General features: G+C 71.0%; 19 protein-coding genes and 2 tRNA genes. 15 read left to right on the top strand and 6 right to left on the bottom strand.

The features are described 5' to 3' along the window. The first annotated feature begins 11 nt into the window (after window positions 1-11). From AB0B85_RS32135 to AB0B85_RS32110, 6 genes are read left to right on the top strand one after another with little or no spacing between them, the layout of a single operon-like run. The gene (locus tag AB0B85_RS32135) at window positions 12-1,229 is read left to right on the top strand and encodes a glycosyltransferase (protein WP_357413276.1); all 1,218 of its coding nucleotides are present in this window, start codon (window positions 12-14) and stop codon (window positions 1,227-1,229) included. Continuing rightward, complete coding sequence (locus AB0B85_RS32130; RefSeq protein WP_357413274.1) at window positions 1,216-2,397, top strand: glycosyltransferase; 1,182 nt, start codon at window positions 1,216-1,218, stop codon at window positions 2,395-2,397. The genes AB0B85_RS32135 and AB0B85_RS32130 overlap by 14 nt, the downstream gene beginning before the upstream one ends. Beyond that, window positions 2,394-3,623, top strand: a complete 1,230-nt coding sequence (locus AB0B85_RS32125; protein WP_357413272.1) for a glycosyltransferase — start codon at window positions 2,394-2,396, stop codon at window positions 3,621-3,623. The genes AB0B85_RS32130 and AB0B85_RS32125 overlap by 4 nt, the downstream gene beginning before the upstream one ends. Continuing rightward, window positions 3,620-4,825, top strand: coding sequence for a glycosyltransferase (locus AB0B85_RS32120; protein WP_357413270.1), 1,206 nt, complete (start codon window positions 3,620-3,622; stop codon window positions 4,823-4,825). The genes AB0B85_RS32125 and AB0B85_RS32120 overlap by 4 nt, the downstream gene beginning before the upstream one ends. Further along, the gene (locus AB0B85_RS32115) at window positions 4,822-6,192 is read left to right on the top strand and encodes an oligosaccharide flippase family protein (RefSeq protein ID WP_357413268.1); all 1,371 of its coding nucleotides are present in this window, start codon (window positions 4,822-4,824) and stop codon (window positions 6,190-6,192) included. Before AB0B85_RS32120 ends, AB0B85_RS32115 begins: the two co-directional genes overlap by 4 nt. After that, entirely contained in the window at window positions 6,189-7,529 is a 1,341-nt protein-coding gene (locus AB0B85_RS32110) for an O-antigen ligase family protein (RefSeq protein WP_357413266.1), read from the top strand. Before AB0B85_RS32115 ends, AB0B85_RS32110 begins: the two co-directional genes overlap by 4 nt. On the opposite strand, the gene AB0B85_RS32105 is transcribed toward AB0B85_RS32110, so the two are convergent. Then, window positions 7,506-8,906 carry a hypothetical protein gene (locus tag AB0B85_RS32105; RefSeq protein ID WP_357413265.1) on the bottom strand — a complete coding sequence of 467 codons (1,401 nt, stop codon included), beginning with the start codon at window positions 8,904-8,906 and terminating at the stop codon, window positions 7,506-7,508. The genes AB0B85_RS32110 and AB0B85_RS32105 overlap by 24 nt on opposite strands. Before the next feature lie 287 nt (window positions 8,907-9,193). Here AB0B85_RS32105 and AB0B85_RS32100 point away from each other — a divergent pair, with 287 nt between their 5' ends. Further along, the gene (locus tag AB0B85_RS32100; protein ID WP_357413263.1) at window positions 9,194-9,691 is read left to right on the top strand and encodes a GNAT family N-acetyltransferase; all 498 of its coding nucleotides are present in this window, start codon (window positions 9,194-9,196) and stop codon (window positions 9,689-9,691) included. A 110-nt stretch (window positions 9,692-9,801) separates the two neighbouring features. Here AB0B85_RS32100 and AB0B85_RS32095 read toward each other — a convergent pair whose 3' ends face one another. Next, on the bottom strand, window positions 9,802-10,194 hold the full coding sequence (locus AB0B85_RS32095; RefSeq protein WP_357413261.1) for a hypothetical protein: 393 nt from the start codon (window positions 10,192-10,194) through the stop codon (window positions 9,802-9,804). 295 nt (window positions 10,195-10,489) lie between these two features. On the opposite strand from AB0B85_RS32095, the gene AB0B85_RS32090 reads away from it, so the two are divergent. Further along, window positions 10,490-10,789 carry a hypothetical protein gene (locus AB0B85_RS32090; protein WP_357413259.1) on the top strand — a complete coding sequence of 100 codons (300 nt, stop codon included), beginning with the start codon at window positions 10,490-10,492 and terminating at the stop codon, window positions 10,787-10,789. A 99-nt stretch (window positions 10,790-10,888) separates the two neighbouring features. Here the strand turns inward: AB0B85_RS32090 and AB0B85_RS32085 are convergent, their stop codons facing one another. Together AB0B85_RS32085 and AB0B85_RS32080 are read right to left on the bottom strand one after the other, a co-directional pair. Continuing rightward, window positions 10,889-11,281 (bottom strand): hypothetical protein, encoded by a 393-nt coding sequence (locus tag AB0B85_RS32085; RefSeq protein ID WP_357413258.1) that lies wholly within the window; start codon window positions 11,279-11,281, stop codon window positions 10,889-10,891. A 530-nt stretch (window positions 11,282-11,811) separates the two neighbouring features. Next, window positions 11,812-11,885: transfer RNA gene (locus AB0B85_RS32080), tRNA-Gly, on the bottom strand. Window positions 11,886-12,083: 198 nt separating this feature from the next. Between AB0B85_RS32080 and AB0B85_RS32075 the strand changes: the two genes are divergently transcribed. The 5 genes from AB0B85_RS32075 (at window position 12,084) to clpX (ending at window position 16,663) form a co-directional block, all read left to right on the top strand. Continuing rightward, window positions 12,084-12,157 (top strand) — tRNA-Pro (locus AB0B85_RS32075). Window positions 12,158-12,296: 139 nt separating this feature from the next. Continuing rightward, on the top strand, window positions 12,297-13,643 hold the full coding sequence (gene tig / locus AB0B85_RS32070; RefSeq protein ID WP_357413256.1) for a trigger factor: 1,347 nt from the start codon (window positions 12,297-12,299) through the stop codon (window positions 13,641-13,643). Window positions 13,644-13,840: 197 nt separating this feature from the next. After that, entirely contained in the window at window positions 13,841-14,482 is a 642-nt protein-coding gene (locus tag AB0B85_RS32065; protein WP_007464111.1) for an ATP-dependent Clp protease proteolytic subunit, read from the top strand. Between the two features lie 10 nt (window positions 14,483-14,492). Further along, entirely contained in the window at window positions 14,493-15,155 is a 663-nt protein-coding gene (locus AB0B85_RS32060; protein ID WP_007464109.1) for an ATP-dependent Clp protease proteolytic subunit, read from the top strand. Between the two features lie 212 nt (window positions 15,156-15,367). Next, a complete protein-coding gene (gene clpX / locus AB0B85_RS32055) occupies window positions 15,368-16,663 on the top strand; it encodes an ATP-dependent Clp protease ATP-binding subunit ClpX (protein WP_110567768.1) in 1,296 nt (431 codons plus the stop codon). Between the two features lie 27 nt (window positions 16,664-16,690). On the opposite strand, the gene AB0B85_RS32050 is transcribed toward clpX, so the two are convergent. Beyond that, a complete protein-coding gene (locus tag AB0B85_RS32050) occupies window positions 16,691-17,314 on the bottom strand; it encodes an XRE family transcriptional regulator (RefSeq protein ID WP_357413254.1) in 624 nt (207 codons plus the stop codon). A gap of 41 nt (window positions 17,315-17,355) precedes the next feature. On the opposite strand from AB0B85_RS32050, the gene AB0B85_RS32045 reads away from it, so the two are divergent. Continuing rightward, a complete protein-coding gene (locus tag AB0B85_RS32045; protein WP_357413252.1) occupies window positions 17,356-18,189 on the top strand; it encodes an EamA family transporter in 834 nt (277 codons plus the stop codon). Window positions 18,190-18,227: 38 nt separating this feature from the next. Continuing rightward, window positions 18,228-19,025: a carbon-nitrogen hydrolase family protein gene (locus AB0B85_RS32040; RefSeq protein WP_357413250.1), complete on the top strand. Its 798-nt coding sequence runs from the start codon at window positions 18,228-18,230 to the stop codon at window positions 19,023-19,025. Window positions 19,026-19,028: 3 nt separating this feature from the next. Here AB0B85_RS32040 and AB0B85_RS32035 read toward each other — a convergent pair whose 3' ends face one another. Continuing rightward, a complete protein-coding gene (locus AB0B85_RS32035) occupies window positions 19,029-19,253 on the bottom strand; it encodes a hypothetical protein (RefSeq protein WP_357413248.1) in 225 nt (74 codons plus the stop codon). Window positions 19,254-19,791: the final 538 nt, after the last annotated feature.

Genomic DNA, 19,791 nt, shown 5'->3' with positions numbered 1-19,791 from the left:
GGTACGAGGTGATGGATCAGCCGGTTCCACCCACCCTGCGCCAACCGTCCAGCCCATCACCGGTCGCGCTCGCGGGCGCCACGGCGGACCCCGACACCTGGCCGGGCATTCCGCGGCAGCCCGTCGGGCCGGACCCGGTCCCGCCCGTGCGGGCCGGACGTTCGGTCGCGCTCGTGCACGAGTGGTTCACCGCGACCGGCGGTGCGGAACAGGTCTTCCGGCAACTCACCGAGGTCTTCCCAACCGCCGAGCGGTTCGCGCTGTGGAGTGACGACGACGCCGACCCGCCGCCGCTGCGGGTGTCGTGGCTGGCCCGGACACCACTGCGCGGCAACAAGGCGGTCGCCCTGCCGTTCATGCCGCTGGTCTGGCGCACCCTCACCCGCGACCGGTTCGACGTGGTGATCTCCTCCAGCCACGCCTTCGCGCACACGGTCCGGCTCGGGAGTCCCGACCGTACCCGGCACCTCAGCTACGTCCACGCCCCCGCCCGCTACCTCTGGAACCCGGGGGTCGACGACCGGGCGTCCGGGCGGATGCTTGCCGTCCCCCGCCGACTGATGCGGGCACTCGACGTCGGGCTCAGCCACCACGTGCACAGTTACGCGGCCAACTCCGTCGAGGTGCGCGACCGGATCCGGAGGCACTGGAGGCGCGACGCCTGGGTCATCAACCCACCGGTCGACGTGGACTTCTTCTCCGCCGCGCCGACCGCCGACCGGGCGCAACCGCGCGACTACCTGCTGGGCGTCGGACGCTGGGTCCGCTACAAGAACTTCGACCTGATCATCGCGATCGCCGAGGAGGCCGGCCTACCCCTGGTCATCGCCGGCTCCGGGCCCGAGGAAGCCCGACTGCGGCACCTGGCGCACCAGGCGCGGGTGCCGGTCACCATCGAGGTCCGGCCCGACCGCATCCGGTTGCGGCAGCTCTACTGGGGCGCCCGCGCCCTGCTCTTCCCCGTCCACGAGGACTTCGGCATCGTTCCGGTCGAGGCGCAGGCCTGCCGCACCCCGGTCCTCGGGCTACGCCGTGGCGGTCTGCTGGAGACGGTCGTCGACGCGGAGACCGGCGTTCTTGTCGACTCGCTCGAACCCCGTGACCACGCGGCGGCGATCGGCCGGCTCGACGACCTTGAGCAGGCGCGGATGCCCGTTCAGGCGGAGCGGTTCTCGACGCAGACCTTCGCCCGCCGGGTGACCGAATGGGTCGATCATGAGTGTGGCTGACCCGATGCGGGTGCTGCACGTCACCCACACCGCGCAACCCGGCGGGGCCGAACTGGCCCTGGCCCGCCTGCTCGGTCAGCGGCACCCCTGGCAGGCGTCCCTGTACGCCCCACCCGCCGGCGTCGCCTTCGACAAACTCCCCGCCCGGGAGGTGGCACAGGCCCGGGACCTGCCGACGCTACCCACCGGCGGCACCCGAAGTGGGGCACCGCTGCTGGCCGCCCGCTACCTGACGGCCCTGCGAAACGGCGCCCGGGTGCTGCGGCGCAGTCCGCTGTATCAGCAGGCCGACCTGGTGCACGCGAACACCGCCGCCGCGGCGATCATCTGCGCGCTCGCCGACCGCGCCGGGCGCCGGCCCCTCGTGGTGCACCTTCGCGGCCCGTTGACGGTGGAGAGCCTCGGCCCGATCGGGCTGCCCGTGTTCCGACGGCTGGCCATGCGACGCGCCGACGGGCTCATCGCCAACTCCGGGTTCACCCTCGCCAGTGTCCCGTCGGGCCCCCGGATTCCAGCCCAGCGGACGGTGATCCAGAGCCCCAGCGGAATCTCCGAGCGGCTCGCGCACCCCGAGGTCCGACCCCAGGTCAGGGCCATCGGGATGGTCGGCCGGCTGCAGCACTGGAAGGGTCAGCACGTCTTCCTCCGGGCGTTCGCCGCGAGCCTGCGCGGCACTGACGTGCGCGCGTACCTCTGCGGTGCCCCGCTCTTCGGCGAGGAGGCCTACGAGACGCAACTGCGGGAGCTCGCCGCCACGCTGGGCATCAGCGAACAGGTCACGTTTCACGGGCACGTCGACGACATAAACGGTTTCCTCGACTCGATCGACATCCTGGTGCACTCGTCGTTGGGGCCCGAGCCACTGGGCCAGACCGTGCTGCAGGGACTGGCCCGGGGGCTGCCGGTGGTGGCCACCGAGGGCGGTGGGCCGGGGGAGTGGATCCGCTCCGGGGCCAACGGAATGCTCGTCCCGCCCGGAGACCCGGACGCGCTCGCCGCGGTGCTGCGTACCCTGGTGGCCTCGCAGCGGCTACGGCACGACCTGGCGACCGCCGCCGCCCACACCCCGGGCCTGCTGTCCGACGCGGACTGCGTCGATCGGCACGCCGGGTTCTTCGAGTCCGTCCGCCGCGCCCACCGGCCGGCCCACGCTCGGGGCGCGGCGTGAGCGCTGAGGCACTACGGATCGGGTACGTCCAGATCCGCCCACCCGGGCTCACCGAGACCTTCATCCCCGCCGAGATCGAGGCGGTGCGGGCGGCCGGGGCGACTGTCGAGATGTTCGTGGCCAACCCGGACGGTAACCGTCGGGCCGAGCCGGGTCGGGCCGCCGTCCACCTGCTCCGCCGTCCCGGCGGGCTCCCGGCCGACCTGCGCCTGCTCGGACCGCCGTCGCGGGCTGCCGGCGGGCGGGGACTGGCTCGCACTCTGCTGGCCAGCGGCGCTGCCACCGCCCTCGTCGACGAGATCGCGCGCTTCGACCCGGACGTCCTGCACGCCCACTTCGTCAACCTGCCCACCGCTGTCGCGCTGCTGGTCGGGCGCCGACTCGGTCGGCCGGTGACGGCGACCGCACACGCCGCCGACTTCCTGCTCGACCCGGACCCGGCGGCGCTGGGTCGCCGGCTGGCCCGACTGCGGCACCTCTTCGTCGTCTCCGCGGCGACCGCCGGCCAACTCGCGCACCGCGGAGTGCCGATCGCGACGACTCCGCACCGGGTCGTCCGGGCCGGCGTCGACGCCCGGCTCCTGGACGCCGCACCGGCCGGGCCCGCCGCCGCGCCGGGCACCCCGACGAGGATCGTCACCGTCGCCCGGCTGATCCCGAAGAAGGGGATCGACACCGCCATCGACGCGGTGGCCCGGCTCGTCCAGGCCGGGCAGCCGATCCGGTACGACGTCTACGGCGACGGTCCACTGCGGGCGCACCTGCGGCGTCGGATCGACTCGGCGGGGCTTACCGACACGGTGGTGCTGCACGGGGCGGTGCCCCATCCGGTGGCCACTGCCGCACTCGCCGACGCGCACATCGCCGCGCTGCCCTGCCGATCCGCCCCGGACGGCGACCTCGACGGCATCCCGGTGTTCCTGATGGAGGCGGCCAGTCAGGGCGTCCCGGTGGTCACCACAGCGGTGTCGGGCATCCCCGAACTCGTCGGTCCGGACAGTGGCTGGCTCGTCCCCCCGGACGACCCGGTCGCCCTCGCCACAGCGATCCGGGCGGTGACCGCCGAGCCGGTCACCGCGCGGCGGCGAGCGCAGGCGCTGCTGCTGCGACTCCGGTCGGAGTTCGCCCCGGCGGTGCAGGCCGACCGGTTGCTGGCGGTCTGGCGGGACCTGGCCGGCCCGGCCCCGGCCCGCCGGACACTGCTGGGCGAAGGCGGCCACCGGTGACCCTCAGCGTCGTCTCGTCGTACCTGCCGATTCCGCTCGACCGGGGCGATCCCGTCCGGGTGTCGATGATGGTGCGAGCGCTGGCCCAGGTGCCGGACTGCACCCTGCTCGTGGTCCGCCGCCCGGACAGCACCGACGAGCAGGTGGAGCAGTTGCGCCAACTGCTCCACCCGATGCGGGTGCGGACCTTCGCGGCCACGCCGTTCCGCTACGACCGCCTGGGTCCGGCGGGCCGCTACTCGCAGGCCCTCGCGTACGGCCTGCCGCCCTGGATCCGGAGCCGTTACAGCGCCGACCTGCACGACGAACTGCGGCGACGCGACGGCGCGGCGATAGCCCTCGGTGAGGCCGCCGGCGCCTACTTCCACGGGACCCGGCTGCGCTGGCACTGGGACAAGGCAAACGTGCTCGCCGCGAGCGTCCCGCAGGAGATCGAGGCGGCGGGCGACCTCGCGTACCGGCTGCGCGCCCGATACCTGACCGCCGTCTCGACCCGCTTCGAGCGCCGGGCGCTGGCCTGCTGCGCGACGGTCTCGGTGACAAGTGCCGACGAGGCCGAACGGCTACGTCGACACCACGGTCGGGTGGCCACCTTCGTGCTACCCAGCTGCGTCCCGCTGCCCGCCGGCCATCAGCCCCGGCCCCGGGAGCGCGAGTTGGTCTGGCTGGGCAGTTTCGCGTACGAGCCGAACCTGACAGGTCTGCGGCGCTTCCTGGCCGAGGGCTGGCCGGCACTGGCCCGGTCCGGTTACACCCTCACCCTGATCGGCTCGGGTCTGCCCGCGCCGGTCCGCGCCGAACTGGACCGGCACCCGGCGGTACGGGTGCGGGGTTACGTCGAGGACCTGCGCGCCGCGCTCGGCAACGCCCGCGCCGGTGTGGTGCCGCTGTGGAGCGGCGCCGGCGTCAAACTGAAGACCCTCACCCTGCTGGCCCACGCGGTCCCGGTCTTCACCACGCCGGTCGGTGCCGAGGGCGTACCGGCGAGCCCCGCCGTCCGGGTCGCCGCGGACCCGCCCGGGATGGCCGCGGAAATCCTCGCGACCACCTCGACAGCCCTCGACGCGATGGCCGTCGAGGCGACGCGGCTGGTGGGCCAGGAGTTCTCCGAGGACAGGTTCGCCGAACGCCTGCGCACCGCTCTCGGCACCGACGGCTACCTCGCCGATCGCGGTGCCACCGGCACCGAACCAGCCCGATGATGGCCGTCAACCGGCTGGTCGCCTCCACCGCCGCCAACCTGCTGATCCCGGTCAGCGGGCTGCTCGTCAGCCCCTTCCTCTCCCGGGAGCTGGGGCCGGAGGGACGCGGGTTGTACGCCGCGCTCACCCTGCCGATCGTGGTCTGCGGCTGGCTGGGCACCTACGGCCTGCAGGACGCGCTGACCTTCCACGTCCGGCAGGGCCGGCTGTCCGGCCGGGACGCCGCCCGGGTCAGCCTGCTGGCCGCCCTGCCACTCGGTCTGGTCGCCGTGCTGCTCCTGGGCGTGCTGGGCCTCTTCGTCTTCGACCGGAGCGAGGTCGACAGGCAGCAGTTCCTGGTGCTCGCGCTCCTCGCGCCGTTGCACATCATGGCGAACCTGGCGATCGGCGCCCTCACCGGTGCCGCGGACCTCGGCGGCGTCAACCTGATGAAGGTAGTGCCGGCGGCGCTGCGGACGATCCTGCTGGTCATCGCCTGCGTGGCCCTCGACCTGAGCGCCTTCTGGGCGGCTGCGCTGTTCCTCACCGCCACGGCAAGCGGAGTGCTTGTCGGGCTGCCCCGGCTGCGCCGCCGCCCGGGGCCGGCGAGCGTCACCCGACCAGCCGACCCGGCCGAGCCGATTCCCGTCCGGTCAATGATCCGCTACGCGCTCACCTGCCTGCCGGGGGTGCTCGCGGCGACCTCCAGTGCCCGGCTCGACCAGGTCATCGGCCTGCCGCTGCTCGGTGCACGGGAACTCGGCTTCTACGCGGTGGCGGTAAGCGTGGCGGAACTGCCGACAGTCGTGGCGACCGCGGCCCGGACCGTCCTGATGGGTGGGGCAGGCAGCGAGGACCACGACTCCGTGCTGCGGGTCGCCCGGATCGCCGTACCGGTGACGGCGCTCGGCTGCACGGTCCTCGCCGCGAGCGCGGGTCTGCTGGTGCCACGGTTCTTCGGCGCCGCCTTCGCCCCCGCCACGCTGCCCACCGTCATCCTCTGCGCGGCCACCGTCGTGTTCACCTGCGTACAGATCTTCAGCGCCCTGCTGCTCGTACACGACAAGGCGGGCCGATCGTCGGTAGCCCTCGTCGTCGGCTCACTCACCGGCGTGCTGCTCCTCGTCGGACTGGCCCCGCTGGGTGCGGTCGGTGCGGCCCTCGCCAGCCTGGTCGGGTACGCCGTCGCGGCCGGCATCGCCGCCCGGTCGGTCCGCGGGTTGCCAGCGGTGCCGTCACTACGAGCGGTGACCGTGCCGTACGGCGCGGACCTCCGTCACCTGCATGCCGGGCTCAGGCGGCGGTGGCGGCCTCGCCGGACCGGTCCTCCCGAGGCACCGGATGCGGCCAATTCACAGTCAGCCGGCACAGGCGGGGGAGTCCGATGAGTATGGTGTTCAGCGGCCAGACCAAGGGCGCCCTGCTGCGGGCCAGCAGACTGATCCGGCCGGACAGCGGCACCGCCGAGTGGCTCGGCACCGGTGGCGTCGTCGTGCTGCTGGTCCTCGCCTGGATCAGGGTGACCCTTCCCCAACTCGTCCAGATCCTGCAGAACGGGCGGCCGGCCTTCAACTCGGCGGTGGAGTCGATGCCGCCCGCCGGTCGCCTCCTGGGTGACGTCACCACAGCGGCCTTCATCGTCCTGGCCCTTCTCCTCACCGGGTCCGGGCTGCGGCAACGCCGCCCGGACCGGCTGTGGGCGCTCGTCGGGGTCCTCGCCCCACTGGCCGCCATCCACCTCGCCGGGCTGGTGAACGGGCAACCACCCGGGCCGGTGTCCCTGGCCCTCCCGATCGCCGTTGTCGCCATCTGGGCGCTCCGACCCGGGGCGCTGGCGCTGGCCGCGATCGGTGTGCTCGGCGCGGCCACCGCCGTCGTCGCGATGCTGCTGGCGGTCGTGCGGCCGGACCTGGGGCTGCTCACCGGTGCCGACGCGGGCAACAAGGGTTGGGCGATCGGTGGGTTGCTGGCCGGCCCGTACCCACACTCGAACGTGCTCGGGCTCATCCTCGCGCTCAGTCTGCCGTTCGTGTTCGGCATCCGTCCGACGGCGGTACGGCGGGTCACCCTGGCGCTGATCCTTGTCGGTCTGCTGTGGACCGGTTCCCGGACCAGCCAACTCGCGGCAGTCGTCGTCCTGCTGACCTGGGGGCTGTTCCGCTGGCGTACCGGTGGGCGGCCCGACCGGTCCGGACCGGGTCACCGCCGGTCTCTGCCGATCCTGATCGGCCTCCCGCTTGTCGTCGCGCTCGGCCTGACCATCCTCAGCCCACTGCTGACGCGCGACCCGGCGGGCTTCACCAACCGGGGCCGGACGTGGCGTGCCCTGCTGGACCGCTGGACGGAGCGGCCGCTGACCGGCCACGGCCCGGAATACTTCGAGCGCGAGCCGGACCTGGCCGCGGCGCTCGGCGGCCGGTACACCCACGGGCACAACGTGCTCGTGCACCTGCTGGCCATCGGGGGCCTGCTCACCGTCGTACTGTTCGCGGTGCTGCTGTACCAGGTCTGGCGGCGGTCGATGTTCCTGGCCGGGGCGGGCATGCCGGGGCCGGCGCTCTTTCTGATCGCGCTGCTCTGGGTCTCCTGGCTGGAGGCATCGCACCTGTCCGTCACCCTCGCCGGATACCTGACCTGGCTTCCGCTCGCTCTGATCGCCCGAGCCGGGCTGCCCCGCCCCGCGCCCGAGCAGGTGACCGGGTCAGAAGATCAGGACGTCCCGTAGGTAGTTGGCGACCCGGCGGAGCTGGTTGGCGCCGCCGACCGGCGCTGTCATCCGCAACACCAGCTGTTTGTCGATGTCGCCGCTGCCACTGCGCCAGTACGCGACCACCACCAGGCCGTACCGCTGCGCGCCGTCGATGGTCAGGCTGCTGGTCTCGGCGTACGCAGAGGTGGGACCACTGCGTACCCACTGCAGCCCCCAGGCCTCCTCGCCGGTACGCATGGCGGTCTGGCGTGGCCCGTCGCAGGGCGCCGGGCAGTCGCGCACGACCAACTCACCGCCGAGCGCGGCCTCGCTGCCGGCCGGCGCGCCGCACTGGTGTCTGCTGAGCCCCGCGGCCCGCTCGACGGACGTGCACTGCCAGGTCGGCGGCACCTTCACCGGAAACGGTAGACCGTCAAGTCCGTTGAGGGTGAGGATCCGGTCGGTGGCGGCGAACCGCACCCACTGGGCGGGCCACTCGCCCTGCGCCGGCGGTTCGAGCCCGGGGCTCAGCGGGGCGGCGGCCGGTGCCGGTGCGGGCAGCGCCGACTGACCCGTCGTGGGCTTCGGTTGTGGGGGATCCGTGCCGGGGTCGAGCAGCAGGACCAGACCACTACCGGCGACGAGGCCGAGCACCAGACCGATGACCGGCATGGCCCACCGGCCCGCGCCGGATCGTCTCGGCGCTGGCGTCGGTGCCGGTGCCGGTTCGGCTTCCGGTTCGGGTTCGGTGGCGGTGGACGTTGAGCGGGGCCGGCTGTCCTGCGGCCGTGACGGGACGGCCCACACCGGCATCGGAGCCTGCTTCGTGGGCGTCAGCGTCGGTGGTGGCGGCAAGGTCGGTGGTGGCGGCAAGGTCGGGGTTGGCGGCTCGACGGCTGTCGGTGGCTTCTCATCAGTCGGCGTCGGCTGCGGGGCGCGCGGTGGCGCCTGCTCGGCCGGTGGCCGCTGGTCGGCCGGTGGCGTCCGCGTCGCCTCGGCCCGTTGCGTCTGCGTGGCCTCAGCCGCCGGCTTCTGCGTGGCCTGCGCCCGTGGCGTCTGTTCGGTCCGCAGCGTCTGCTCGGTCCGTTGCGTCTGTTCGGTCCGCGGCGTGGGCTCGGCGCGTGGCGTCTGGCGCGGCACCGGGATCGCCGCCCGTTGTGCCTGCTCCGTTTCAGCGGGCGGCTCGTCGGGCTCGGCCGGCGCCGGCTGGTAGGTCATGCCGAGGGCGACGAAGGTGCGTTCGGCAGTCGGCAGGAGATCTTTCGGGTACGCGACCCAGGGCGTGGTGGCGGAGAAGTCCGCATCGACCCAGAGCGGGCTGCCCGCCTCCGAACGGGCTATCGCGTGGCTGGTGGCCGCGAAAGCGTCCCGCCACCGTGACTCTCCGGCGACGCCGACGTCGAGCATCACCACCACGAGAGCCTGCTGGCCATCATCGACGGCAGACCAGATGCTGCCAATCTGGCAGACGCCCAGTCTCCGGATCCGTTGGTACGGACCAATTGGCTGCATGTGCGACCTCTTCCGCTCGCCCACGTGATGATATCCATGTCGACCCATCCGGATCGGCCCGGCGAAGCCCCGGAGCGGGGAAGTCTCTGCCTGGATGACGACAGTCAGCGATCGGGTGGCCGTCGGTCGTCCGCCCCTGGGCGCGAAGCCCTGGGCCATCCCGTACCCACCGGCGATAGCCTCGGCGCATGAACTGGCTGCCTGCTGACTTCGTCCATCCCGTGCACGTGCCGGTGCCCGGCAGCACGCTGCACCTGCGGCCGATCCGGGAAGCGGACACCGCGCTCGACTACCCCGCCGTGATGGGCTCCCGGGAGCGCCTGTGGGAGATCTTCGGCCCGGCCTGGGCCTGGCCCCCGGAGACGATGACCTACGAGGAGGACCGCGTCGACCTGCTGCGGCACGAGAAGGAGATCGCCGCGCACCAGTCGTTCAACTACGCGCTGTTGGACGAGGGCGAGACGGCGCTCCTGGGTTGCGTCTACATCGACCCGCCGGAGCGCATCGGCGCCGATGGCGAGATTTCCTGGTGGGTGGTGAACGACCTCGTCGGCAGCGCGGCGGAACGCGCACTCGACGCGTTCGTGCCGCAGTGGATCGCCGCCGACTGGCCCTTCCAGGAACCCCGTTATCTGGGCCGCGACATCTCCTGGGCGGACTGGCTCGCGCTGCCGCGCGCGTCGTGACATGTCCGGGGTGATCCGTGGCGGCGGCTCCGAGTAGTGCGGAGACACCGCGACGGCCGGGCTGCCGTCGCGCCGGGCGTCGCGGGTCGTCGAGCGTTCGGTCGATGACCTCAACGACGTGCCGTGAGCGGCACGAGGACGAGGAGGACGACCCCGAGCGCGGCGGCGCCGACGGCCCACCACCAGAAGAATCCCGAGAAAACCGAGGCGATCAGAAGCCCCACACCGAGACCGGCCAGCAGGCCGAGGGCGAACAGGGCCCGTGCGGGCAGGGCGAGGTGCGGCAGGCGTCGGAGCACGAGAACCTCAAGCCAGGTGCCGCCCGACGCCAGCAGTACCGCGCCGACCACGTCCACTGCCGACAGCCCGTGACCTTCGCTGAGGGCGACGAGGACCCTGCCCTCGTCGCCGGCGGGAACGAAGAGGATCAGCACACCAGCGGCGATGAGGAGCACGGCGATGGCGACCTGCCGGCGTGGGGCGCCCTCGACATTGCGTGACATCGCCACAGTCTCGGCCATCCGTCGTCGGCTGCGCAGGAGCCGAACCTCGAACCTCGAACCCCGTGACCCCGGCCTTGGGCGACCTTTGGCCGGGCACGCGACGGGGCCGCACCCGGTCGCAGTGGCCGGCGGCCGCGTGTCGGGCCCGTTCAGCCCGGTGGTCCGTGGCCGGTGCACGGCCACTGTGACTCGATGATGACGAGCGGTACGGTCGATGCGTGCGGCGCGAACCGCCGTTGGAGAGCTGGGGGCCGTGCAGTGTCCTTCGACATCGGGAACGGGATGAGGAATGTCGGTGACTGAGCACCGCCTGCCCGATCACGGCTCCGAAGCTGTCCGTGCCGACGACGCACGGGTCGCGTGCACGGCATGTGGGCAGGACTGGCAGACCTGGTACCGGGTCCGTGCGGACGGGCGGGTGTTCCTGCTGTGCCCGGAGTGCGACTCGATCTGGCTGCCGGGCGACGATCGTCATGCGGCTCCCACGCGATATCTGGACGAGCTGTTCGGCCCGCAGCCGAAGTTCTTCAACGCCTGGGAGTTGATCGAGAAGTGCGCGTCGCCACCCGCTGACCGGGAACGCGGACGCGGATGAGCCCGCTATCCCGCCGTGGAGACCGGACGATGACCCCTGGGGTCACGTCCCACCGGATGCTTCACACAAGTGGTGCTCCGCTGCTGCGGCAGACGCAGGTCATCGCCGAAAGCTGACCGGGTCGGCGAGGTACCGGTCGAGGTCCGGGTCCTCGTGCACCTCGTCGAATTCGTCTGCGATCACCCACCGTTCGCCGAGTTCGGCGCGCAGCTGGTCGAGGGCCCGCCGAACGGCCGCGTTGAAGGCTTGGCATTCCGGCTCGCGCCACGGCCCCGGGTCGGGTGGATAGTCCCGGTTCAGTGATGCGTCGTACCACTCGACCAACTGGGTCAGCTCATCCCGAAGGGTCACGCTGATCGGCAGCGCCGCCAGGCGCACCGGATTCCCCCAGGCCTCCCGTTGCTGCGGGTCGGTTGGCCACAGGACACCCCCGGACCCGGCGTCGAAGAAGAACCGGGCGTGCCTGGCTGTACCGCCGTAGGGCCTATCCACCCAGGAGCTCACGGAGGTCGGCCGCCAGCCTGGTCATCTCCTCGCCGGCCTCCACCACGAGGACAGTCCGGGCCGACGCTGGTGGGTGCAGTACCTGTGCGCCCTGCACATCGGGCCGCACCCGGGCCGCCTCGCCCTGGCCGCCAGCACGCCGGCCACCATCCGGAGCTGGCGCGCAAAGCTGCTCGACGGCGGAGCGAGCGGGACCGCGAAATCGACTCGGCCGTGGACCGGCGGAGAACGCCACCGAATCCTGTCCGACCTGGGCCAGATCGGATCGCACAGTCGGGTCCTCATGTTGGTGAGCGGCGGCGGCTTGGACTACGTGATCTCCTCCGCCGTCGGCTGGAAAGAGGATCACGGTGACGACCGGGATCCAAGCAGCCTCGCGTTCTTCCCACCGGGTGCTGACCCGAACCGGCTCCTGCCCGGCGAGTAGTGGGCCACGAATGGCCCGCCAGATCGAAGCGGGGGAGTGGCCGACCGGCCCAGGAGCGGGGATGCGGCCTCTGACCTGGGCCGAAGGCCGTTGGAGCGGGCGACGGGAATCGAACCCGCGTAGTCAGTTTGGAAGACTGAAGCTCTACCATTGAGCTACGCCCGCATGCCCCCGCCGAAACGGGGCGCGCGGACAGCGTACCCAATGCTCTTGCCGACCGTGCAGCCACGCCACCCGACCGGGTGGCGCCGACCGCGGCGTGGCGGCCGACGGGCGTTACGGGGCTTTTCGTGATATTTGTCCGGGTGGCGGGTGCCCCGGCACCGCCCGGGTCGCGCCGACGGCATAGACTGCACGTCGCCACGGGGTGTGGCGCAGCTTGGTAGCGCACTCGCTTTGGGAGCGAGGGGCCGTGGGTTCAAATCCCGCCACCCCGACTGTCGTCTGCGGCCGGGCCGCCCCGGGCGCCGCCACCGTGCGGTTCCCGGGCGCTGCCGGAGCGTCAGGCCGGCTCACCTACACTCGATGGGCTGAAGCACGCCCAGACTCAACTGAGATCCGTCAAGGAGTACGCCTGTGAAGAGCACCGTCGAGACTCTGAGCCCGACGCGCGTGCGGCTCGCCATCGAGGTGCCGTTCGTCGAGCTCGAGCCGAGCCTCAAGAAGGCGTACCGGGAGATCGGTTCGCAGGTCCAGGTTCCGGGCTTCCGCCGGGGCAAGGTCCCGACCGCCGTGATCGACCAGCGGGTCGGCCGCGGCACCGTCCTCAACGAGGCGGTGCAGGAGGCCATCCCGGAGAACATCATGGCCGCGGTGCGCGAGCACGACCTCAAGACGCTCGGGCGCCCCGAGGTCGAGATCACCGAGTTCAACGACGGTGACTCGCTCAACTTCACCGCCGAGGTCGACGTCCGCCCGGAGATCACGCTGCCCGACGCCTCCACCATCGAGGTGGTCGTCGACGAGCTGCAGATCGACGAGAGCGAGATCGACGAGCAGGTGAAGAACCTGCGCGAGCGGTTCGCGACCCTCAAGACCGTCGAGCGGGCCGCCGCCGAGGGCGACTACGTCCAGATCGACCTGAACGCCACAGTCGACGGCGAGGACGTGCCGGGCGGCCAGGCGAGCAACATCTCCCACGAGGTGGGCAGCAAGCAGCTCCTGCCCGGCCTCGACGAGGCCGTCGTCGGCCTCTCCGCCGGTGAGGACACCACCTTCACCACCCAGCTCGTCGGCGGCGACTTCGCCGGTCGCGACGCCGAGGTGGCGGTGACCGTGCGCACGGTCAAGGAGAAGGAGCTGCCGGAGCTGAACGACGAGTTCGCCCAGATGGCGAGCGAGTTCGACACGATCGAGGAGCTGCGCGGCGACCTGCGGGCCCGGGTCACCCAGGGCAAGCAGGTCGAGCAGATCTACGCCGCTCGGGACAAGGCCCTGGCGCGGCTGGTCGAGGCCGCCGAGATCCCGGCTCCGGAGGGTGTCGTCCGCGAGGAGGTCGAGAGCCGCAAGCAGGCGATGGTCGACCAGCTGGAGCGGATCGGCGCCTCCATGGAGGAGTACCTCGCGGCCGAGGACAAGACCGAGGAGCAGATCGACACCGAGCTGACCGAGGCGGCGACCGAGGGCGTCAAGGTTCAGCTGCTGCTTGACACTCTCGCCGACGCGGAGGACGTGCAGGTCTCCGACGACGAGTTCGGCCACGAGATCGTGCACCGGGCGCAGCGCGCCGGGATGGCCCCCCAGCAGTACTACGACCAGCTGGTGCGCTCCGGTGCCGCCGCCGCGGTCTTCGGCGACGTGCGGCGCGGCAAGGCGCTCGCCGCCGTCATGGAGCGGATCACGATCAAGGACTCGGCCGGCAACGAGGTCACCCTCGACGCCCTGCGCGCCGCCAACGAGGCGGAGCACAACCACGACCACTGATCGTCGACTGCGGCCGCCGTCCGCCGCTGTGCGGTGGACGGCGGCCGAATTCTTTCCCCGGGTACGCCCCGGGGAGCCCGCGCCGCGGGTGTGCCCGACACAGCTGCGCTGAGAGCGAACAGTGCCCCGACCGGGACTCTGCCGCCCCGCACAGCGGTTAGTGTCGGGAAAGACGGTACGGAGAGCGAAGGGCTGCCATGACCGACATGCACATCCCCAAGAAGTCGCTCCGGGCGATTGACGCGCGCGGTGGCGACTCCATTGGCAACCTCGACGACTCGGTCTACAACCGGTTGCTCAAGGAACGCATCATCTTCCTGGGCAGTGAGGTGACCGACCAGGTCGCCAACCGCATCTGCGCGCAGCTGCTGCTGCTCGCCGCGGAGGACCCGGACCGCGACATCAACCTGTGGATCAACTCGCCGGGTGGCTCGGTCTACTCCGGCATGGCGATCTACGACACCATGCAGTTCATCGACAACGACGTGTCGACCGTGGCGATGGGCATGGCGGCCTCGATGGGCCAGCTGCTGCTCTGCGCGGGCACCAAGGGCAAGCGGTACGCCCTGCCCCACGCCCGGATCATGATGCACCAGCCGTCCGGTGGTCTGGGCGGCACGGCGTCCGACATCGCCATCCAGGCGGAGCAGATGCTCTACACGAAGCGGATGTTCCAGGAGCGGGTCGCGCACCACACCGGCCAGAGTCAGTCGCAGATCGAGGCGGACTCGGACCGGGACCGTTGGTTCACCGCCCAGGAGGCCATGGACTACGGCTTCATCGACAAGGTGATCATCGGGGCCGCTCAGGTTCCGGATGGCGCCGGGACCCTGAGCTGAGGAGCTGACGATGACCGATCTGAGCTTGCCGCCCCAGTTCGCGGCCGTGCACAACCGTTACGTGCTGCCGTCGTTCGTCGAGCGCACGTCGTACGGGGTCAAGGAATCCAACCCGTACAACAAGCTCTTCGAGGACCGGATCATCTTCCTCGGTGTCCAGGTGGACGACGCGTCGGCTAACGACGTGATGGCCCAGCTGCTGACGCTCGAGGGCACCGACCCGGACCGCGACATCATCATGTACATCAACTCGCCCGGTGGTTCGTTCACCGCCATGACGGCGATCTACGACACCATGCAGTACGTCCGTCCGGACATCCAGACGGTCTGCCTCGGGCAGGCCGCCAGCGCGGCGGCGGTGCTGCTGTCGGCGGGCACCGCCGGTAAGCGGATGGCCCTGCCGAACTCGCGGATCATCATCCACCAGCCGGCCACCGAGGGCGGCTACGGGCAGGGTTCGGACATTGAGATCCAGGCCCGGGAGATCCTGCGGATGCGGACGCAGTTGGAGGACATGCTGTCCCGCCACTGCAACCGCCCGATCGAGCAGGTTCGCAAGGACATCGACCGTGACAAGATCATGACGGCCGAGGAGTCCAAGGAGTACGGGCTGGTCGACACCATCCTGACCAGCCGCAAGAAGGGTCTGCTGGCGACTCACTCCGCCAGCTGAGCAGTGTCGGGTCAGAGGTTGGCCGGGGCGGGCAGTTCCCGGCCGACCTCTGACACACCCGTTTTGGGGGTCGGAGAATGCCCCGTCAGCGGGTAACGTCGGGTCCGTACCGCTTCGCCGGTTGGGACCGGTGGGGTGAACCAAACCGGGCGGCGCGCAGCGTCCGCAGGTCAGGGCCGGGTCTCCGGCCGACGAGTGCAGGGAGAACGTAGGTGGCACGGATCGGTGACGGCGGCGACCTACTGAAATGCTCCTTCTGCGGCAAGTCGCAGAAGCAGGTCAAGAAGCTCATCGCGGGCCCAGGGGTCTACATCTGCGACGAGTGCATCGATCTCTGTAACGAGATCATCGAAGAGGAGTTGGCCGAGTCCGGCGAGGTGAAGTGGGAAGAGCTTCCCAAGCCGATGGAGATCTGCCAGTTCCTCGACAACTACGTCGTGGGGCAGGACCAGGCCAAGAAGGCGCTCGCGGTCGCGGTCTACAACCACTACAAGCGGATCCAGGCTGAGGCGGCCGGTGCGCCGGGCTCCGGCAGTGACGCCGTCGAGCTGGCCAAGTCCAACATCCTGCTGCTCGGCCCGACCGGGTGCGGCAAGACCCACCTGGCGCAGACCCTCGCGCGGATGTTGAACGTCCCGTTCGCCATCGCCGACGCCACGGCCCTGACCGAGGCGGGCTACGTCGGCGAGGACGTGGAGAACATCCTCCTCAAGCTGATCCAGGCCGCGGATTACGACATCAAGCGCGCCGAGACCGGCATCATCTACATCGACGAGGTCGACAAGATCGCCCGCAAGTCGGAGAACCCCTCGATCACGCGGGACGTCTCCGGCGAGGGGGTCCAGCAGGCCCTGCTCAAGATGCTTGAGGGCACTGTCGCCAACGTGCCGCCGCAGGGCGGCCGCAAGCATCCGCACCAGGAGTTCATCCAGATCGACACCACGAACGTGTTGTTCATCTGTGGTGGCGCCTTCGCCGGCCTCGACCAGATCATCGAGTCCCGCACCGGGCAGGGCGGCACCGGCTTCGGTGCCCGACTCCGGTCGGTCTCCGAGCGCTCGACGGACGACATCTTCAGCCAGGTCATGCCGGAAGACATGCTCAAGTTCGGGTTGATCCCCGAGTTCGTGGGCCGGCTGCCGGTGATCACCAACGTGCGCAGTCTGGATCGCAGCGCCCTGGTGCGGATCCTCACCGAGCCGCGTAACGCACTGGTCCGCCAGTACCAGCGCCTGTTCGAGCTGGACGGGGTCGAGCTGGAGTTCGACGAGCCGGCGCTGGAGGCGATCGCCGACCAGGCGATGCTGCGGGGCACCGGTGCCCGTGGCCTGCGCGCCATCATCGAGGAGGTGTTGCTCTCCGCGATGTACGAGGTGCCGAGCAACCCCGACGCCGCCCGGGTGTTGATCACTCGTGAAGTGGTCCTCGAAAACGTCAACCCGACAATCGTGCCGCGCGAGTTCACCGGGCGTCGGGCCCGGCGGGACCGCGAGGAGAAGTCGGCCTGATCGTCCCCGCGTCACGCCGGCCGTTCGTCACTGACGCGGCCGGCGTGACCGTGTTCGGCGGTCCCACTCGCCCGACGGGGTGACCGTCACCATCATCAGCCGGGCCGGGTCCGCGGCGTCGTTGCGGTAGCCGTGCTCCCGGTCGGCGTGGAACTCGATAGTGTCGCCGGCCCGGACGGCGTGATCCTGCCCGTCGACGTGAACGATCACCGTGCCGGCGAGCACGTGCAGCACCTCGCGGGTGCCGCGGGGGTGGTCGGAGGAGCGGTGTCCGTCCCCGGGCTCCAGCCGCCAGTCCCAGAGCTCGACCAGGTCGGGCTCGCCAAGCCCGCTGAGCAGGTGGCCGGTGCCGCCGTGTTCGCCCTGCCAGAGCACTGGCGCGTCGGCCGTGGAGCTGATCCGCACCGTCTGCTCCTCGTCCGGCTCAAGGAGACGGGCGATATTGACGCCGAACGCGTCGGCGACCCGGCACAGCGTGCCGACGCTGGGGTTGGTGCGGGCGCCCTCGATCTGCACGAGCATCGCCTTGCTCACCCCGGAGCGGCCGGCCAGCTCCTCGAAGGACCAGCCCCGGGCAGCCCGTAGTTCGCGTACCTGCCGGGCTACCGCGGCGGTTACCGCGCCCACTCGATCCGGTCCTGCTTCGGTCATTAAACTATCCTTCGCGGTCACTATTGTGGTACGACAGGTACATGATGCCCATTGTCCTGGCTGCGCTGGCCGCCGTCGCGTTCGGCACTGCTGACTTCTCCGGTGGTAAGGCGTCCCGGCACGCGGACCCGATTGCCGTGACCGTGGTCTCCCAAATTCTGAGTGTCCCGCTGCTGGTCGTGCTGGTGCTGCTCGTGCCCGGCACCCCACACCTCGGTGACCTCGGCTGGGGGCTGCTCGCCGGGGTGGCCGGCGCGGGCGGTGTCATGCTTCTCTACCGGGCTCTCGCCGGCGGGATGATGGTGGTGGTCGCGCCGGTCACCGCGATCACCGCCGCGGTGGTGCCGATCATCGCCGGCCTGTTCACCGCCTCCTTCCCGGGTGTCCTGGCGCTTACCGGCGCCGGCCTCGCTGTGCTGGCCATCGCCCTGGTCAGTTTGGGGGAAAGCGGTGGCGGACGAGCCGTCCCGGCCCGGCTGGTCGGGCTGGCCCTCGCCGCCGGGGCGCTGTTCGGGGTCTTCTACACCTTCCTGGGCCAGGCCGACGAGAGCGCCGGGATGTGGCCGGTGGCGGCGGTTCGGGCCAGCTCGATCGCGGTCGGCCTCGCGCTGGCCCTCGGCACCCGGAAGCAGCTGCGGCTCGGGCGACGGGAGTTCGGTTTGGCGGCGGTCGCCGGTCTGCTCGACAGTGGCGCCAACGCGCTGTTCCTGGCCGCCGCTGCCCGTGGTCACCTGAGCATCGTCGCGGCGGTCGCCGCGCTCTACCCGGCGAGCACAGTGCTGTTGGCGTTGGCGGTCGACCGGGAACGGCTGCGCGTCGTCCAGATCACCGGGCTCGGCTTCGCCGCCGGTGCCTTGGTGCTGGCCAGTCTCTGACGCTGTCCGCGCCGGCCGTCCCGCCGTACCCTGTGCTCATGCGCGTCGCGGTCTGCCAACTGAACGCCCGGGACGACCGGAAGGCCAACCTGGCCGCCGCGGAGGCCCTGCTGGTCCGCGCGGCCGCCGGCGGCGCGGATCTCGCCGTCCTGCCGGAGTACGTCGACTACCTCGGCCCGGCCACCGGGATGCCCGAGCCGGAGCCGGTGGACGGCGAGGTGGGCAGCTTCTTCGCCGAGATCGCCGGGCGGCTCGGGATCTGGCTGGTGGCCGGCTCCTTCCACGAGGCTGGTCCGGACCCGGAACACACCTGGAACACGTCACTGGTCTTCGACCGCGCCGGCAAACTGGCCGCGAGCTACCGCAAGATCCATCTGTACGACGTGGAGATCCCCGGGCGGGTCTCCTACCGGGAGTCGGCAACTGTCGCCCCCGGGGCGCAGCCGGTGGTGGTGGACATCGAGGGACTGCGGGTCGGCCTGTCGATCTGCTACGACCTGCGCTTCCCGGAGTTGTACCGGCTGCTCGCCACCGATGGTGGGGCCCAACTGCTGGTGGTCCCGGCGGCGTTCATGATGCACACCGGCCGGGACCACTGGGAGGTTCTGTTGCGAGCCCGGGCCATCGAGAACCAGTGCTACGTGGCGGCGGCCGGCCAGACCGGCGACCACGAGCCGGGCCGCACCTGCTTCGGCCGCAGCATGGTGGTCGACCCGTGGGGGACGGTCCTCACCCAGTTGCCGGATGGCCCGGGTGTGTCGGTCGTCGACCTGGACCTCGACCGGCTCGCCGTGATCCGGGCCGAGCTGCCCAGCCTGGCAAACCGGCGGCTCTGAGCCTCAGCCCTCGAGCAGGACGCCGATCACCGCGAACCCGGCGATGGCCGCGGCGGTGATCAGCAGCGCGGTGGTCATGCGGGACTTGCCCCGTCGGGCCAGTCGTCCCACCGAGAGCACCAACACGACAAGTACTACCGCGCCGATCACCACCTGCCAGAACGGCAGCAGCACGCCGAGCAGCGACTCCTCGGCGAACACCCTGGTGCCGAGCCCGGACTCATCCATGCCTGACACTCTGGCACGGCGGGACGGCCCGCGTCTGCGGCTGTACCGGGACCGTTGCGAACCAGCCGATCGGAACCAGTGATGAACCCTGATTTGCCTTCTCCGGGCCGTCCGCGTAACTTTCTCTCTGCACGGGGGAGGCCGGACAAACCGGCCGAGAGCGGGCGCCAGGCTCGTGGCGGAGACGCCGAGCGAGACTGAGGATCGGGCGGTGCGGAACATCCCGGAAGCGGGTTGCAAACGCGAAGCCGACCGGGTAAGGTTCTGAAGCCGGCAGGAGCCGGGCGGATAGCCGCGAAGCGGCGATCGGCCGGTCTGCGGCTTCCCACGACAGTAACGACCGCCGGGTTCGGCGTGCGTCATCGTGGGTCCGGATGAACCACATTGATCGCCTCGAACCTGAGGTTGACAATGAAAGTTCAACCAAGTAGGTTTGAGCGGTTGCCCCGAAACGGGGTTCCACTGAGGTGGGGCTTCTGGTCGGTGTGTGGTTGTTCTTTGAGAACTCAACAGGGTGCTTGTAAAGCCAGTGCCAATT

The sequence above is a fragment of the Micromonospora sp. NPDC049044 genome, assembly GCF_040649215.1.
Classification (GTDB): Bacteria; Actinomycetota; Actinomycetes; order Mycobacteriales; family Micromonosporaceae; genus Micromonospora.
This window is presented reverse-complemented; position numbering and strand designations above follow the sequence as displayed.